The sequence below is a fragment of the Denitrificimonas halotolerans genome, assembly GCF_034259425.1.
Classification (GTDB): domain Bacteria; phylum Pseudomonadota; class Gammaproteobacteria; order Pseudomonadales; family Pseudomonadaceae; genus Denitrificimonas; species Denitrificimonas halotolerans.
The window spans coordinates 317,395-333,905 of sequence record NZ_JAXIVU010000001.1; the positions used below are offsets into that span (position 1 = coordinate 317,395).

Annotated in this window: 15 protein-coding genes; 8 read left to right on the forward strand and 7 right to left on the reverse strand. The window is 45.9% G+C overall.

The window, feature by feature from the left end; genetic code table 11:
* The first annotated feature begins 8 nt into the window (after positions 1–8).
* Together rapZ and TOI97_RS01525 are read left to right on the forward strand one after the other, a co-directional pair.
* Positions 9–890, forward strand: a complete 882-nt coding sequence (rapZ, locus tag TOI97_RS01520) for an RNase adapter RapZ (RefSeq protein WP_321552354.1) — start codon at positions 9–11, stop codon at positions 888–890.
* Entirely contained in the window at positions 883–1,155 is a 273-nt protein-coding gene (locus TOI97_RS01525) for an HPr family phosphocarrier protein (RefSeq protein ID WP_321552355.1), read from the forward strand. The genes rapZ and TOI97_RS01525 overlap by 8 nt, the downstream gene beginning before the upstream one ends.
* Positions 1,156–1,161: 6 nt before the next feature.
* Here TOI97_RS01525 and TOI97_RS01530 read toward each other — a convergent pair whose 3' ends face one another.
* Both TOI97_RS01530 and TOI97_RS01535 read right to left on the reverse strand, forming a co-directional pair.
* Positions 1,162–1,779 (reverse strand): SOS response-associated peptidase, encoded by a 618-nt coding sequence (locus tag TOI97_RS01530; RefSeq protein WP_321552356.1) that lies wholly within the window; start codon positions 1,777–1,779, stop codon positions 1,162–1,164.
* Between the two features lie 13 nt (positions 1,780–1,792).
* Positions 1,793–2,065 carry a putative signal transducing protein gene (locus tag TOI97_RS01535; RefSeq protein WP_321552431.1) on the reverse strand — a complete coding sequence of 91 codons (273 nt, stop codon included), beginning with the start codon at positions 2,063–2,065 and terminating at the stop codon, positions 1,793–1,795.
* Positions 2,066–3,087: 1,022 nt separating this feature from the next.
* On the opposite strand from TOI97_RS01535, the gene TOI97_RS01540 reads away from it, so the two are divergent.
* The 3 genes from TOI97_RS01540 to TOI97_RS01550 are packed head-to-tail and all read left to right on the forward strand — an operon-like array spanning position 3,088 to position 5,929.
* Positions 3,088–4,248, forward strand: a complete 1,161-nt coding sequence (locus TOI97_RS01540; protein WP_321552357.1) for a 1-acyl-sn-glycerol-3-phosphate acyltransferase — start codon at positions 3,088–3,090, stop codon at positions 4,246–4,248.
* 35 nt (positions 4,249–4,283) lie between these two features.
* Positions 4,284–5,162, forward strand: coding sequence for a 50S ribosomal protein L11 methyltransferase (prmA, locus tag TOI97_RS01545; RefSeq protein ID WP_321552358.1), 879 nt, complete (start codon positions 4,284–4,286; stop codon positions 5,160–5,162).
* A gap of 53 nt (positions 5,163–5,215) precedes the next feature.
* Positions 5,216–5,929, forward strand: coding sequence for a DUF3426 domain-containing protein (locus TOI97_RS01550; RefSeq protein WP_321552359.1), 714 nt, complete (start codon positions 5,216–5,218; stop codon positions 5,927–5,929).
* 45 nt (positions 5,930–5,974) lie between these two features.
* On the opposite strand, the gene pmbA is transcribed toward TOI97_RS01550, so the two are convergent.
* On the reverse strand, positions 5,975–7,321 hold the full coding sequence (pmbA, locus tag TOI97_RS01555; RefSeq protein WP_321552360.1) for a metalloprotease PmbA: 1,347 nt from the start codon (positions 7,319–7,321) through the stop codon (positions 5,975–5,977).
* An 87-nt stretch (positions 7,322–7,408) separates the two neighbouring features.
* On the opposite strand from pmbA, the gene yjgA reads away from it, so the two are divergent.
* Positions 7,409–7,930, forward strand: a complete 522-nt coding sequence (yjgA, locus tag TOI97_RS01560) for a ribosome biogenesis factor YjgA (RefSeq protein ID WP_321552361.1) — start codon at positions 7,409–7,411, stop codon at positions 7,928–7,930.
* Between the two features lie 46 nt (positions 7,931–7,976).
* On the opposite strand, the gene tldD is transcribed toward yjgA, so the two are convergent.
* On the reverse strand, positions 7,977–9,419 hold the full coding sequence (tldD, locus tag TOI97_RS01565) for a metalloprotease TldD (protein WP_321552362.1): 1,443 nt from the start codon (positions 9,417–9,419) through the stop codon (positions 7,977–7,979).
* Positions 9,420–9,872: 453 nt separating this feature from the next.
* Between tldD and TOI97_RS01570 the strand changes: the two genes are divergently transcribed.
* Positions 9,873–12,527, forward strand: coding sequence for a DEAD/DEAH box helicase (locus TOI97_RS01570; protein ID WP_321552363.1), 2,655 nt, complete (start codon positions 9,873–9,875; stop codon positions 12,525–12,527).
* Between the two features lie 66 nt (positions 12,528–12,593).
* Positions 12,594–13,076, forward strand: coding sequence for a phosphate-starvation-inducible protein PsiE (locus tag TOI97_RS01575; RefSeq protein ID WP_321552364.1), 483 nt, complete (start codon positions 12,594–12,596; stop codon positions 13,074–13,076).
* 47 nt (positions 13,077–13,123) lie between these two features.
* Here the strand turns inward: TOI97_RS01575 and TOI97_RS01580 are convergent, their stop codons facing one another.
* The 3 genes from TOI97_RS01580 to TOI97_RS01590 all read right to left on the reverse strand — a co-directional run bounded on the left by TOI97_RS01580 (position 13,124) and on the right by TOI97_RS01590 (position 16,460).
* Positions 13,124–14,188, reverse strand: coding sequence for an RNA-guided endonuclease InsQ/TnpB family protein (locus TOI97_RS01580; protein ID WP_321552365.1), 1,065 nt, complete (start codon positions 14,186–14,188; stop codon positions 13,124–13,126).
* A 170-nt stretch (positions 14,189–14,358) separates the two neighbouring features.
* A complete protein-coding gene (locus tag TOI97_RS01585; protein ID WP_321552366.1) occupies positions 14,359–14,682 on the reverse strand; it encodes a DUF1820 family protein in 324 nt (107 codons plus the stop codon).
* 407 nt (positions 14,683–15,089) lie between these two features.
* A complete protein-coding gene (locus tag TOI97_RS01590; protein ID WP_321552367.1) occupies positions 15,090–16,460 on the reverse strand; it encodes a DUF1329 domain-containing protein in 1,371 nt (456 codons plus the stop codon).
* Between the last annotated feature and the right edge of the window lie 51 nt (positions 16,461–16,511).

Below are 16,511 nucleotides of genomic sequence, written 5' to 3' on the forward strand. Positions count from 1 at the left end.
TCTGAACCATGCGTTTAATTATCGTTAGTGGCCGCTCGGGGTCAGGCAAAAGTACAGCCTTAGACGTACTTGAAGACAATAACTTTTACTGCATAGATAATTTGCCTGCAATGTTGTTACCAGAGCTCGCTGAGCGCGCCCTATTAACGACTGAGCTCACCTACCCACAAGTTGCTGTATCCATTGACGCACGCAACCTACCTAATCAGCTCGAACGCTTTCCAGAGCTCTTAGCTGAGCTGCGCGCACGTCATATTGTATGCGACGTATTGTACCTTGACGCTGATGACGAAACCTTACTCAAAAGATTTTCTGAAACGCGCCGACGCCACCCTCTAACCAATGAGTCCCGCTCACTAGCAGAAGCCATCACTGAAGAAAGAGCATTACTCTCACCTATCATTGATTTAGCTGACCTCACCATTAATACATCACAACTTAATCTGTATCAACTACGCGATATGATTAAGTTACGTCTACTCGACAAACCTGAACCAGGTACCGCTTTTCTAATTGAGTCTTTTGGTTTCAAGCGCGGCCTCCCAGTGGATGCGGATGTTGTCTTTGATATTCGTTGTTTACCCAATCCTTATTGGAAACCTGAGCTTAGAGCATACTGCGGCCTCGACCAACCCATTATTGAGTACTTAGGAGAGCAAGCAGATGTCGAAGAAATGTACAACGATATTTACACTTACCTCGCCAAGTGGCTACCCCGTTTTGCAGCCAGCAACCGAGCTTATGTCACCGTTGCCATAGGTTGCACCGGTGGTCAGCACCGCTCTGTATATATGACGGAACGTATTGGCAAAACTCTAGGTAAAGAACTCAGCAATGTACAAATCCGACACCGTGATGTTGTACGTATCAACGAGAAAAGTAATGGCTAAGTGCAAGGTCACCATTATTAACAAATTGGGTTTACATGCTCGAGCAGCTGCCAAGTTTGTTTCTATTGCCAACCAGTATCCCTGTCAAGTACGCGTCGGCCGTAGCGCGGAAAATCTTTGTGATGGAAAAAATATCATGTCAGTCATGATGCTGGCCGCCAACAACGGGACTGAGTTATATCTCAATGCTGAAGGAGAGCAAGCAACAGAAGCATTACAAGCACTACAGGATTTAATTGCTCGTCGCTTTGATGAAGAGGCTTAATACGCCCTAACCTCGGTTCAAACAATGCGGGCCATCTACCAACGGATCATTAATCAACGTACTGACTCTACGCTCAAAGAGCTGTGGTTGTTCTTGCTCCAATACTTCTAGCACATCAGCCTCACTACTTTCAGGATTCAACCATACTGCGCGCTGTCGTTCATTCAACAAAATCGGACGACGCAAACTTGCCGCCTGCCGAGTCAACATAGCCACACTGTAATAATCACGTCCAGGAACAGAATAGCGATCCCAGATGGCCGCAAAATATAATAAAGGTTCTGCACTGCTGAGCCAGAAAGGTTGTTTCCGCTGTAAGCCACGCCATTCAAAAAAACCATTAGCCGGTAAAACGCAACGCTGACCACGCCACGCGTTTTTAAACATCGGTTGCTTACTGATCGTTTCCATACGAGCATGGGCAACTGCACGGGTTAAGTCTGTCAGCCAAGCCGGTGTGAACCCCCACAAAGCTAATGTTGCTCGCAGCTCTTGCTGATGCTGATACAGCATCAGCACTTGTGATTTAGGAGCTAAGTTCCAATGTGCACGCATCTGCTGCGGAAAACCTGGCAATTGCGTTAGAGTCTCCGGCCAATCAAATAAAGCGTAGCGTCCTGACATGAGCATTCCTTAACTAACATTCTAAAGTGCCGTACTGAACCACTTGTGCGACATCAGTCTTGTCATCTGTAACAGGCGTCGCTTGCTGATACAGAATAATAAGTTCTTGAGCGCGCTCTACATCTTCATTGGCAACCATCAAGCCTAACAGACCTAAAGCTGGTAACTCACCCACCCCACCTATTAAGTCTTCGCCTTGCAAATACACATCAATACCTTCGTTGCGCAACATACTGATAAGCATTTGTGCTTCTATCAAGTCAACCGGCTCATGAACTCTTTGCACCTTAGATCGCCCCTGCAAGTTATTCATTAATGCGAATATAATAGCCCAATTAGCGCGATACATGTCACACTCTTAGGGAGAGGGTCACCCACCCTTCAATCCCAACCCGTTGATTTGACAGGCAGAAGTAGTATTAAAGTTACTAGTAAGCACTACTAGAGCATAACGGCAAAATCCTTTGTATTTAAACATAAGCATTTTCATGCCATAAAACTAATATCATCTGACCAAATTTTAACCGATGCAAATACAACAATTGGAAACAATGAGTTAGCAATTTCAGATATATGCCCTAGGGGCAACCACTTCCCTGTGATGGCAAAGGAAACCTTCAGTGCGTTGGACTTAAAAATCCATTGACGACTTTGGAGGGAGTAAAAAGACGACATTCAAACAAGTCTGCTCAATGGGTCAGGAAAATTATTTTCATTCCATAGACGGATGTAATTGAGGAATTTGCTAACCCCTATAAAACAGAACAAGGTGAAGTGAAATATCGGTTTTTTATAGTACGCAATCATGCCCTCAAATGGTTACCAGAGGCTTATTACCCTTATGACTAGGAGCACAAACTAAAATGGGAGGTGCTCAGAGTCTAGCGAGTACAATATAAGTTGCATCCCCAAGGACAGCTTCATTCTTTTCTCGTGGACAGCAGGGGAAATGTGCTCTGTACGGACATGCGATCAGGCAGGAAAGTTGGTTGACACTGCCATCACATCACTAGACGAGTGAGCGGTGAGCCAGTCACACTAAAAACATACGTTACTTCACCTAACTGCCATGCACAAGCTCATAGCCAACATGGTCAAATACCCCTGAAATACTGTGGCTTAAAGAATTAGCCACTCGTCACAGTAACTGGGGCAGTGTAAACTGGCCTTTTTTATAAACTTGAACCGCATATTGGTAAACTCGCATATACGGTTCTTAGGAGGGATAGACCAGTAATGGCCCGTCCCGACCCCATACCAACCCTTAAGCGCTCAAAGCACTGAACAGCATCCAAACAAGAGAAGCACATGGATCGATTTGATAGCATTCGCCCTTACAATGACGACGAAGTGGCGTCTGTACTACAACGTTTACTGTCTGATGAAGATTTTCTATCCATCATTACCCAATACCGCTTTCCTGTAGCATCACGCTACTTCAGTTGGCTATTACGCCCTATTATTGCGCGCAAACTACGTAATGAGTTAAGTCAAATCAATAGTGTCAGTGCTTTACAAAAGCGTATTGAATCCTATGTAGAGCATAGTATTTCGCAAGCTACTGATGGCATTAGCTTTTCCGGCATCGAGCACTTGCAAGCAGGACAACCACACCTATACCTAGCCAATCACCGCGATATTGTGATGGATCCTGCATTTGTTAACTACGCACTCTTTCAAGCCAAGCATGATACTCCTCGCATTGCTATTGGCGATAACTTATTACAACGCCCTTTCGTCAGTGACCTGATGCGTATCAATAAAAGCTTTATCGTGCACCGCTCCTTGACCAGTCGTCGCGAAAAACTCCAAGCTTTCCAGCTTTTATCAGCCTATATCAACCATTCCATTTTAGAAGATAAAGAGTCCATATGGATTGCTCAAGCTGAAGGCCGCGCCAAAGATGGCGATGACCGTACAGAAAGCGCCATCTTAAAAATGTTTCACCTATCCCGTAAAGACGAAGACTTTCAGCACGTCATCAGCTCACTACGTCTAACCCCTGTTGCCATCAGCTATGAATATGACCCTTGCGATCTACTGAAAGCACGCGAACTTTATATTCGAGCCAACACCGGTGAATACACTAAACAAAAGGGTGAGGATGACGCTAGCATTGCGTTAGGTATCACTGGCTATAAAGGCCGCGTGCATGTGCACTTCTGCCCAGTATTGAACACAGAGTTCAAAGACACTAAAGACTTAGCACACTTAATCGATCTGCAAATTTGGCGTGACTATCGTTTATTCCCTGTTCACTACTTAGCTTGGGCTATGTGGGAAGCAAAGGACCTTGAGCTTAATGTGCCAGATATCGAACAAGTCTTTGACCACCAGGAAATCCATACTGCACAACAGGAATGGCAACGTCGATTAACTTCATGCCCTACCGAACACCGCCCTTACTTAATCATGCAGTACGCCATGCCGGTGCAAAACCAGTACCGCGGCAACGCTTTACAAAACTAACTTCGCAAACCACTGCACCGCTCTTGAGGTTTTTTATGTCCTGGTTACAGATCCGTTTAGCTATCCAACCCACTCAAGCCGAAACCTGGGAGGACATCTTGCTAAAGCTCGGTGCGGTCTCAGTCACCTTTATGGATGCCGAGGACCAGCCCATTTACGAGCCCGATCTCGGAACTACTCCACTGTGGAGTAAAACACACCTATTAGCGCTTTTTGAGGATGATATTGACCCTGATGCTCTGCGCCAGCACATCCAACTGTTTGGTGGTAACAATACACCTGATTTTGATCTTGAGCATATTGAAGATCAAGATTGGGAGCGAAGTTGGATGGACAGCTTTCACCCAATGCGTTTTGGCCAGCGCTTATGGATTGTTCCCAGTTGGCATACAGCTCCAGATCCTGATGCGGTAAACCTTTTACTGGATCCAGGCTTAGCCTTTGGTACTGGAACCCACCCTACCACAGCCCTATGCCTCGAATGGCTTGACGCACAACCTATGACAGGATGCACTGTCCTCGATTTTGGTTGCGGCTCCGGTATTTTAGCTATCGCCGCTAAGCTATTAGGTGCAAAGCAATTAATCTGCACCGATATTGATGCACAAGCTTTGGAAGCAACACGTGATAACGCTCATCGCAACCATATTGCCAAGGACGATATGCTGACTTATCTGCCACAAGATATGCCACAAAAACAATTTGACGTCGTCTTAGCCAATATTCTTGCTGGCCCACTGGTTGAATTAGCACCACAGCTGATTCAATATACACGTTCAGGTGGACGTATAGCCTTGTCTGGAATTCTAGCTGAACAAGCACAAGAAGTACGCGATGCCTATAGTAAACACTTTAACTTAGCCCCTACTCAAGAAAAAGACGGTTGGGTCTGTATTTCCGGTGTACGCCGCTAATTTAAGAGTTTAGAGCCTGCACTGCTCACTCAAAAAGGGGGAGGTAACGCCACATGAGCAAAACTCTCACCACACAATGCCCCCACTGCCATGCTGACATTCGCTATCACAAGATTCAGTATGGCAGCACATTGCGTTGCGGTTTATGTGCACAAATCTTTAAACTCACCCAACTAAAGAAAGAGAATACGCCTCCCGATAAAACAAACCGAGTGCACATATCAATAACAACGGATGATCGAATCACCTCCAGTACTCACTCACAGCGACAGCCACACACACGACGACTCCACCGAGTAACTTGGGGATTCCTCAGCATCTTGTTACTGACTTTTGTCTTAAGCCTTTACCTCTATGGCAATTTTAACCAACTGGCACGTCAAGAGCATTCGCGCTGGTGGCTATCAACGCTATGCTCTGCACTCGGCTGCTCCATACCTGAAAAAGTAGATGTAACGCAAATTAAAAGCAGTAACCTATATGTTAGCCCCCACCCCGATTTTAGTGGTGCACTCTTGATTCACGCCATTATTTATAACCGCGCTTCATTTAATCAGACTTTCCCTTTACTCCAACTTAATTTATCTGACCAAAATGGGCATCTACTAACACAACGCGTATTCAATCCACAGGAATACCTAGACCACACCACCAAGAACACAGGGTATATGCGTCCACAAATACCGGTACACATCCGCTTAGAGATATTAAAGCCCAGCGCTGATACCGTTGTTGATTATCACCTAAGCTTTATTTCACCCAACTAGTTTTAGCGACAGCATGAAGGTGTTCACTACTGCCGCTGCTCTCACTTAACTGCCAGCAACTGTCATACGCTCAATTAATACTGAACCGGTCTGCACACTGCCACGACGATCAACGTCGTTACCAATAGCCACAATTTGGCGGAACATATCCCGCATATTGCCGGCAATAGTGACTTCTTGAACAGGGAATTGAATTTCACCATTTTCTACCCAATAACCACCTGCACCGCGGGAGTAATCACCAGTGACCATATTGAGTCCCTGCCCCATCAGCTCAGTCACAAGCAAACCACGATCCATTTTCTTCAACAGTGCCGCTTGATCATCATCACCATGCGTTACAAAGACATTACGCGCACCGCCTGAGTTAGCAGTACTCGGCATACCAAGCTTACGCCCAGAGTAAGTACTCAGCATATAATTCACTAACTTGCCCTGCTCAATAAAAGGTTTAGCATAGGTGGCTAAACCGTCACCATCAAACGCGCTGCTGGCAAGTCCGCCTTTAAGTAATGGACGCTCATCTAAAGTCAGCCATGTTGGAAATAAGTCCTCACCTAAGGCCCCGACTAAAAAAGAAGACTGACGGTACTGATTACCACCTGAAATCGCACCAAGCAAGCTACCGAACAAACCACCAGCCAATTCAGCAGCAAAAAGCACTGGAACATCACACGTAGGAATACTACGAGCGCCTAAACGGCTGATGGTACGCTCAGCAGCAATACGTCCCACACTGGCAGCATCCATAAGCAAGTCAGCCCGACGCCCATAGTCATACCAGTAATCACGCTGCATCTGATCACCTTCTTTAGCGATCACCATACAGCTCAAACTGTGCCTTGTACCTGCATACCCAGCAATCAACCCATGACTGTTGCCGTATATAGTGCAGCCTATATCGCTATTGACACTGGCACCATCTGAATTGCTGATACGCGAATCCACAGCAAAGGCCGCCGCCTCACACTCTAAGGCCATCTCAATAGCTTGGGCGGGGCTTAGATCCCATGGATGCCACACATCTAAGTCGGGAAATTCTGTGGCCATCAACTCTTTATCTGCCAAGCCTGCAAACTCATCCGGAGAAGCATATTTTGCAATGGCCAACGCTGCCGCAACCGTTTTTTCAATCGCTACATCACCGGTTGCGGTGGTACTTGCCGAGCCTTTTTGTTGCCCGTGATACACTGTAATCGAAAAACCTTGGTCACGATTAAACTCAACTGTTTCAACTTCACGTTGACGCACACTTGTACCTAAACCTTGCTGTACTGATACTGCTACTTCACAAGCACTAGCACCTTGTTTTTTAGCACTAGCAAGAATCTTTTCAACCTGTTTTTTAAGCTCAGGTAACGCTTGCGGGCCGACACTTTCAATTAAACTCATAACTACTCCAAAGCATTTTCACAAGACTCTAGTAAAGTATCAGCCTTGCTCTGTTATCATGGCATCCTAACTGATTGGAACACCGTTATGTCTGACTACCTTGATGAATCACTGGACGAAGAAAAAAGCAAATCACAAATCAAACGTGAAATGTTGGCTCTACAAGAGCTAGGTCTACGTCTTTCTGACTTAAAACCCGAACTACTGGATAACATGCCGCTCAGCGATGAATTACGCAAAGCCTTAGCAGAAACCAGTAAACACACTGCTCACATTGCACGCAAACGCCACTCTCAGTTCCTTGGCAAGCTGCTACGCACTCACGATATTGACGCCATCATGCAACCGGTCAAATTAATGGACAGTCAAACCCGTGAATATAACGACCGTTTTCACGCTCTTGAGCGCTGGCGTGACCGCCTTATCAGTGAAGGCGATGCTGCACTACAAAGCTTTGTCACAGACTACCCCGAAACTGACACCCAACACCTGCGCAGTCTGATTCGCCATGCCCAACATGAATTGACGCGCAATAAACCCCCGACCGCTTCACGTAAAATCTTCAAATATATTCGTGATCTTGACGAACGGCGCTTAGGTCTAAAGTAAAACCATTGCAGCATATCCAACACGCTTGGGTACGCTGCAATGCCCATCAACTGCCTGTTCCACCAACAGTAATGCCATCAATTTTCAAGGTTGGCTGCCCCACCCCCACAGGTACTGACTGCCCTGCCTTACCACATACACCCACGCCACTATCCAGCTCTAAATCATTACCAACCATAGATACTTTACGCATCGCTTCTGGACCGTTACCGATTAAGGTAGCCCCTTTGACAGGTGCTGTGATTTTACCGTCTTCAATTAAATAAGCTTCACTGGTCGAAAATACAAACTTGCCACTGGTGATATCCACCTGTCCGCCACCTAAATTAGCGCAATAAATACCCCGCTTAACAGAGCGAATGATATCTTCTGGTTCACTTTCACCTGCTAACATATAGGTGTTGGTCATGCGCGGCATGGGCACATGAGCATAAGACTCACGGCGGCCATTACCTGTAGGCGCGACCCCCATTAAACGAGCATTAACAGTGTCTTGCATATAGCCACGTAACACTCCATTTTCAATCAAGGTAGTACACTGTGTGGGTATACCTTCGTCGTCCATACTTAAAGAACCACGACGACCGGCCAAAGTGCCATCATCCACAATAGTACATAGAGAAGACGCAACTTGCTCACCTACACGCCCACTGTAAGCTGAACTACCTTTGCGGTTAAAGTCGCCTTCCAAACCATGCCCTACAGCCTCATGCAATAACACGCCACTCCACCCTGGACCTAGCACTACAGGCAAAGTACCCGCCGGCGCAGCAATGGCTTCAAGGTTAACCTGAGCCTGCCGTACAGCTTCGCGAGCAAAGCCCATGGCACGATCTTGCTCCAAGAAATAACGATAATCTGTTCGCCCGCCCCCACCAGCACTACCTCGTTCACGGCGCCCTTTGTGTTCAATAATAACACTGACATTAAAGCGCACGAGAGGGCGAACATCAGCAGCTAAACGTCCATCTAACGTAGCCACTAAAATCTGCTCCCAAGAACCGGTCAAGCTGACAGTCACCTGTGTAACACGAGGATCTAAAGCCCGAGTTGCTGCATCAACTTGCTTGAGCAGTGCAACTTTTTCTTCTCGACTGATCACTTCTAACGGATTATTAGTTGGATATAAAGCTTTTTGACGCACAGCCTGAATCGCAACCGGCTTTACACTCTGGCCTGACTGAGCAATACTGCGCGACGCTTCTGCAGCTTGTAATAAGGCCGGTAATGTTAATGCGTTACTGTAGGAAAATCCGGTTTTTTCTCCTGCTAAAGCACGTACACCAACGCCTTGATCAAGGTTAAAACTCCCCTCTTTTACAATGCCTTCCTCAAGCACCCATGCTTCAGAAATGCGGTTTTCAAAATACAAATCAGCCGCATCAATACCCGGTCCAGCCAGCTCACTGAATACTTGGGCGAGCTGCCCTTGCTCTAAACCAGTCGGTGTTAACAAAACCGAACTCACGCTGGCTAACAAATCACTCATTGTGTGTCCTCTGTTGCAACACAAAGAAATTGCGCTGCAGAAATCGTTTATGTGGCCAAATCGGCATACGTTGACGATTGGCAGTTTGCTCATTCACAAATCTATCCTTATAGGCATATAAGTGTTGACGTATCGTTCAGTCAAAACACACCCGTCAGCCTCCATTGTTGCTGAACACCCAGAACAGCGGTTAATCAGCCCACATTCACCACTACGGTTAAAGTGTCACTGCGATCACCACTGTAAGCACTAAGCACTGTAGCTCAAGTCATGAGTATTGCAGCCTATATAACATACCGCCACACTTCCTGTTGCAGCTCACTTCTTTAAGTCACATCTGTGTTTTAGAAGATTTCATTATATTTACAGTTCGATTTTACAGGGTCGTGTGTAAGGCACAACAGTCAGGCCACTTATGCCATACTATTAAACTCGCTCGGATACTTTGTACTTATGTCCAAACCTCTTGATATCCATAATTTGCAATGCGCTCAATGGCGGCAAGCTTTCCAACCAGGTGACTTTAAGCGCGGCAAAGCTTATGCAGCACAACAGCGCAGCACTTTACTGCACCTTCAAGATTTCACGCTAACAGCTCGTTGCAAAGGCTCTGCCAAACAAAGTTACACCCAAAGCATCCAACTATTACCACAAACAGATTACTACGATATTAATGGTCGCTGTTCCTGCTATGTCGGCTATAACTGTAAACATGTCGTTGCAGCCTTACTCACCTTAGAGCAAGCACAGGTGAACAATCAGCCTCCAGCCGCACTTACGAACACAGCTGCATTATCGACGTCTACTCCTAAACTTAAGGTAATTGATGCTCCACTGCAGCAACCCGTCCCGCAACTCACCTTCGGCAGTATAAGTTTAGAACGTTATGAAAAACGCAGTGCCCGCATGCTTACCAGTGTACAGCATCGTGCAGCCTTAGCTTTTAATTACCAAGGCCATCTATGTAGCGACAAACCAAAAGCAACATTTCTAGCCAAAATAGGCCCCTATCAGCGTCTACGTTTTATGCGTGATTTAAAATTTGAGCAAAGCTGTCGAACGCTGCTGCAAAAGTTGGGCTGGAAAATTTCTTTACGCCGCAGTGATGCTACTCCAGAGGATGCCGGCGAGGTGTATGAGCTCCCTAGCGAGCAGGCATGGCTGACATTTATGCAGCAACCTTTACAGGATTTACGCGACCAAAACTGGCAGATCATTATGCTACCGGGCTTTCAATACAACCTACTTCCCGTTGATCAATGGCACGTAACCATTGAAGAGGAACCGAGTCTTGATTGGTTCTCACTCGAACTTGGTATTGAAGTTGCCGGGCAGTCCATACGCTTACTGCCGATATTATTGCAGCTAATTCGCCACTCTCCTCAATTACTGGATCCTAACTACCTTCAGCAGCGTGACAACCAAGAGATTGTCATCGTAATGATTCACCAGCTTGGGCGTAGGGTAGCGCTACCCTACGAACGCATCCGATCAGTTCTTCAATCCCTCTCAGACCTCTATGTACGCGAAAACATCAGTAATGAATACAAACTGCGCCTACCATGCCAAGAGGCTGCTCGCTTAAATAAGCTACAAGCTCAAGGTATTGAGTGGCATGGTGGGGAAAAGATTCAAGCACTGGCTAAACAACTGACGGAACCCTTACATAAGCTCTGCGAAGCCCCACAAGGGCTGCAAGCTCAGTTACGTGATTACCAACTTGAAGGGTTAACCTGGATGCAAAACCTTATGCAGTTAGGTATGAGTGGAATCTTGGCCGATGATATGGGGCTAGGTAAAACCTTACAAACCTTAGCCCACATTCTTACGGAGAAAAATACACAGCGCTTACAAAACCCTGCTTTAATTATTTTGCCTACTAGCTTAATCGCTAACTGGCAAGATGAGATTGCACGATTCACTCCAAACCTGAACGTCTTGACCTTGCACGGTGCCGATCGTCATACACGATTTAATCAAATTGCTCAGGCCGATGCCGTTATCAGTACTTATGCTTTATTATCACGGGATGCGTCTCGGTTACTGGCTCAAGACTGGCATTTAATTGTTCTAGATGAAGCTCAAACCATTAAAAACCCACGCAGTAAAGCGGCTCAATGCGCTAGCCAACTACGTTCCAACCAGCGCCTTTGCTTAACAGGTACTCCTATAGAAAACAACTTAAGCGAACTCTGGTCACTGTTTAATTTTTTAATGCCGGGCTGGCTTGGCGATAACAAAAGTTTCTCTCGCCAATACCGTACCCCTATTGAAAAGTTGGGTGATGCGCAACGCTTAAAGCATCTACAAGGCCGCCTACAACCCTTCATTCTGCGCCGAAACAAACAACAAGTAGCCAGTGAATTACCAAAAAAAACTGAGATCACGCACTATATAGATTTATCTGGCGCCCAACGCGACCGCTATGAAACACTGCGTCTCGCTATGGATAAAAAAGTACGTCACGCAATCGAACGTACCGGCATTGGAGCCAGTCATATCTTACTGCTCGAAGCCTTACTGCGTTTGCGTCAAATCTGTTGTGACTTACGTCTTTTAAGTGAAGAGGATGCACAAACCTATACCAGCAAAGCCTCTGCCAAAATGCAGCACTTACTGAACATGCTACGTATTTTCATTGCCGAGGGGCGTCGCATTTTAATCTTTTCTCAGTTTACGAGCATGCTAAGCCTAATAGCTGAAGCCCTTAAACAAGAACATATAGACTTTGTACAACTCACTGGACAAACTCGAGATCGACGCACTCCTGTTGAGCAGTTCCAAAGCGAACAGGTACCGGTTTTCCTTATCAGCCTTAAGGCGGGTGGTGTAGGGCTCAACTTAACAGCAGCTGATACAGTGATCCATTTTGACCCTTGGTGGAACCCCGCTACCGAAGCACAAGCCAGTGACAGGGCTTACCGTATCGGCCAAGACAAGCCTGTATTTATCTATAAACTGATCGCTCGTGGTAGCGTAGAAGAAAAGATTCAACACTTGCAACAACATAAAGCAGAGCTTGCTAGAAGCATTTTAGAGGGCGGCTCGAGCAGCCGTATTAACCTCGATAGTGATGCTATTGATAGCTTATTGGCGCCGCTGAATTGATCTAAAAACATGTTCACCCGACACCGCCTTTGCTATGCTCAACGTAAGACTTAAGGAACATTACAAGTGAAACCTAATCGACCTGAAAAACTACGCAATTGTTTGCATGATTATGCTGAGTCCATTGGTAATTTATTGGTTGAGGCCTTTCATTATATTGCTTTATTTGCGATTGGCGGCATTACGGCTTGGGCAGGAACAATGGCCGCGCTAGAAATGCTTGCAAAAGGTACCGCCTCTATTGATGATATTTTACTGCTCTTTATTTACTTAGAGCTTGGCGCCATGGTTGGCATTTACTTTAAAACCAACCATATGCCTGTGCGCTTTCTGATTTATGTCGCCATCACCGCTCTAACACGCCTGATGATTTCAGATATTTCGCACCATAATGACCCGAATATGGGTGTCGTTTATGTCTCAGGAGCAATCTTGCTCTTAGCTTTGGCTGTACTTGTAGTGCGTTATGCCTCTACTCATTACCCTTCAATTAAGCCGTCATCTAATAAAGTTGCCGACGAAAGTCATGAAGGTACCGAACCAAACTAACACAATGAACACCACTGCTGTACTTAAGTTTTGACATCCTCCCCGACCTAAAGGACGGGGATTCCTACTGCTAGACGACCATGCCCGGCCGCGAGAATGTTACGTGCCGCGTTTATATCGCGATCGTGAGTGACACCACACCCACTGCACGTCCATTCTCTTATTCCAAGTCCTGCGATACCTTTCGGCCTCGATTCGGGCAAACTGCCGCAACTCGAACAGGTTTGGGTGGTGTATGCCTCGTCAATTTCCTTAAAAACAATGCCTGCGTGAGCGCATTTATAGTCCAGCATTGTTTTTAATTGACCCCAGCCAGCGTCCAGCACTGACTTGGCCATCGTGGTTTTAACGAGCTTTAAACTACTGACATTACCGACATAGATTTCACCGCAGCGGTTGACCAGCGTGCGGCTGAACTTGTGCAGGGCATCTTTTCTACGGTTAGCGATTTTCGCGTGAATGGTTTTGACTTGGGTTTTATTTCTGGCTCGTTGCGCTATGGCTAATTTTTCCTCAAGGCCACGATAGAAGCGGCCCGCTTCCAGCTTGGTGCCGTCCGAGCAGGTGGCTATATCAGTTAAGCCAAGGTCAATACCGATGCGGTCTTGGCCGGCGGGTATCTCAGTCTGCACATCCACCACTACATTGAAGCACCAGCGGCCACGGGCATCTTCATTGAAACTGGCCGAGCGGAGTTTATATTGGCTCAAACCGTAGCTATCCCAGACCTTAAAATAGTGGCCGTTGTGGTAGACCTGTCCGTTTTTCCATTGAGCTGCACCTGTATTGACGGGTATCCAGCCCAGTGAGCGGCATACACCGCCTGATTTGCGCCAGTTCAGCCGCACCTTCTTAAACTGCTTGCGGCGTGTGACATGCTCACCTGCAATGCACTGTAAGGTTTGGCTGTGCAGGCCAAGCTCTTTACCTGCGCTCTTTGTGTAGGGATGCATATCATACGCAGACAAAAACACACCACGCTCTTTGATCGAGCGTTGACTTAATTCATTAACAAAGTTCCAAACGAAATTGACGCTGCGAGCCATGCGGTTTAGCAAGGGCACATGCCTGTCTTGTACTCGAACTTTTAATGTTTTGGTGTGCTTTATCATACTGTATACAATACCAGTACCAATCTACACTGCAAAGACTTTAGCGTGTTTGTTTAGGGGTTAAGGGGCTGCTTACGCAGCCCTCGCTATCCATCCCCGCACTAAAAGTACGAGGTCTTACGCGATTTTGATAAACTAAACACAACAGTGGTGTAAGTTTGAGCAGCAAATTATTTGGTTGGCACGGGCATAGGAAAAGACATAACATTACTCGCAGCAGCCTCAGTAATCGTGGCTACGCCTAAACGTTCTACCTCGTCAATACGCACTATGGAATGCATCGGTACATAACTACGAATCACCCCTTCAAATTGCGCTTTGAGCTTCTCTTCACTCGGGTCTACAACGACTTGAGTACGTTCGCCAAAAACAAATTCTTCTATTTCTAAAAAGCCCCACAGATCACTTTGAAAAATAGCCTTGGCATACATTTCAAAGACCTGGCCTTGATTGACAAAGATCACCTTAAAAATTGGGTTTTCGCTTTTACTCATAACCGCATAAAACTCTTAAATAAACGGAGGTGCGCAGCTTAACATAATCACCCTATGCTTGAGCACTCGTTATGCTAATCTGCACTTTTCTATCCTCCTTGAATAAACTTGCAACATGTTTAGGTGTATAGACGACTAAGAACCTCTTGACCTAAAAATAACAATCATTATCATTTACATTTCTGATTGCAAGATCAGCCATAACTCAAAAGCGAACAGGTCGTTTTAAGTTATCTCCCTATCAGGCTTCACACAATTTGGCCCGCTTATAGCGGGTCTTTTTTACTTGAATGAAGCCTCTCAAAATTTTATAGGCAAAAAAAAAGCCAAGCACAAAGCTTGGCTTTTCATGAAACATAGCGACATTCAACTCAACCGACTCAATGCCACCTCTCAGTTTTAGTGAATTAACGCACACCTGCCTGACGCAAAGCAGCAGGTGTGAATTCACGTGACGTTGCTTCAGCGCCGAATTCGTACGAACTCTTTTCTTCGTTATTCATGCCCAAAGCTAAGTAACGTCCAGACTGCAAGTCATAAATTGTTTCTATTGAATACCAAGGAACCTGCTTATTAAAGTAGTGAACCGAATGCGCCTCAGCTACACGCCATAAGTTACCACGACCATCATAATGGTCGATCTGAGCCGCTTGCCAAGTATCTTCATCAATGAAGAAATCACGCTTTGCATACACGTGACGCTCTCCCTCTTTTAAAGTCGCAGTAACGTGCCACACACGGTGCAATTCGTAACGTGTTAGATCCTGATTAATATGACCCGCTTTGATGATGTCGTCATATTTTAGCTTTGGTGAATCCAGCTCATAGCTGTTATACGGAATATAGATTTCTTTCTTACCGTTTAACTTCCAGTTATAGCGATCAGGAGCACCGTTATACATGTCGAGGTTATCCGATGTGCGCAAACCATCTGCTGCAGTACCCGGACCATCGTAGGACACCTGCGGCGCACGACGCACACGACGTTGACCGGCGTTATACAACCACGCCATGCGCGGCTCTTTAATTTGATCCAGGGTCTCATGCACCAACAACACATTACCAGCCAAACGAGAGGGTGCTGTCACACGCTGCTTAAAATAAAACAAAATATTGCTTGGCTTGCTTGAATCATAGTCTTTCAGATTACTTGGAAAAACAAACTCATCATCAAAGTAAACCAATGAGTATGAGCCGTTGGTTTGTGGTGTAGCTTGGGTCACAATTCGTTTGACACTCCCACCACGGTAACGGGTAATGTGGTTCCATACGACTTCCAATCCATTTTTGGGAATCGGAAAAGCATTAGCGATTCTAAAATTTTCTAAACCATTTCCGTTTTGTACCATCTTCGTATTAACAGCGTTAGCTTTAGCCGCCTCTACCACTTCCGCAGGCATATTCGCTGAGCGGTGCGTGGTATAGACCGGCATACGATAAGTGTCCGGATAACGTTTAAACATCGCTTGCTGACCAGGGGTTAACTTATCTTTATATTGATCCATATTTTGCACGGTGATAGTAAAAAGCGGTTTTTCCCCTGCATATGGGTTAGATAAAAAACCACCGCTATCCACTGCCGCAGCATTGGTTGCTAAACCACCAGTCCACTCAGGAATTGTTCCTGCAGCATTACCTGCTTTTTCAGCACCAATTGGCGTTAATGTTGTACCCAATTTTTCTGCTTCATCTGCCGATACTGCTGCCATTACGCTTGCGGCAAACAGTGACAGCATAAAAGCTGTCCCCACTTGCGTTAAAGTTTTATTTGTTTTCATTATTTTAGTCTTCCTTAGAGTTATAAATTTGGGAGACACAAGATGCGCAAT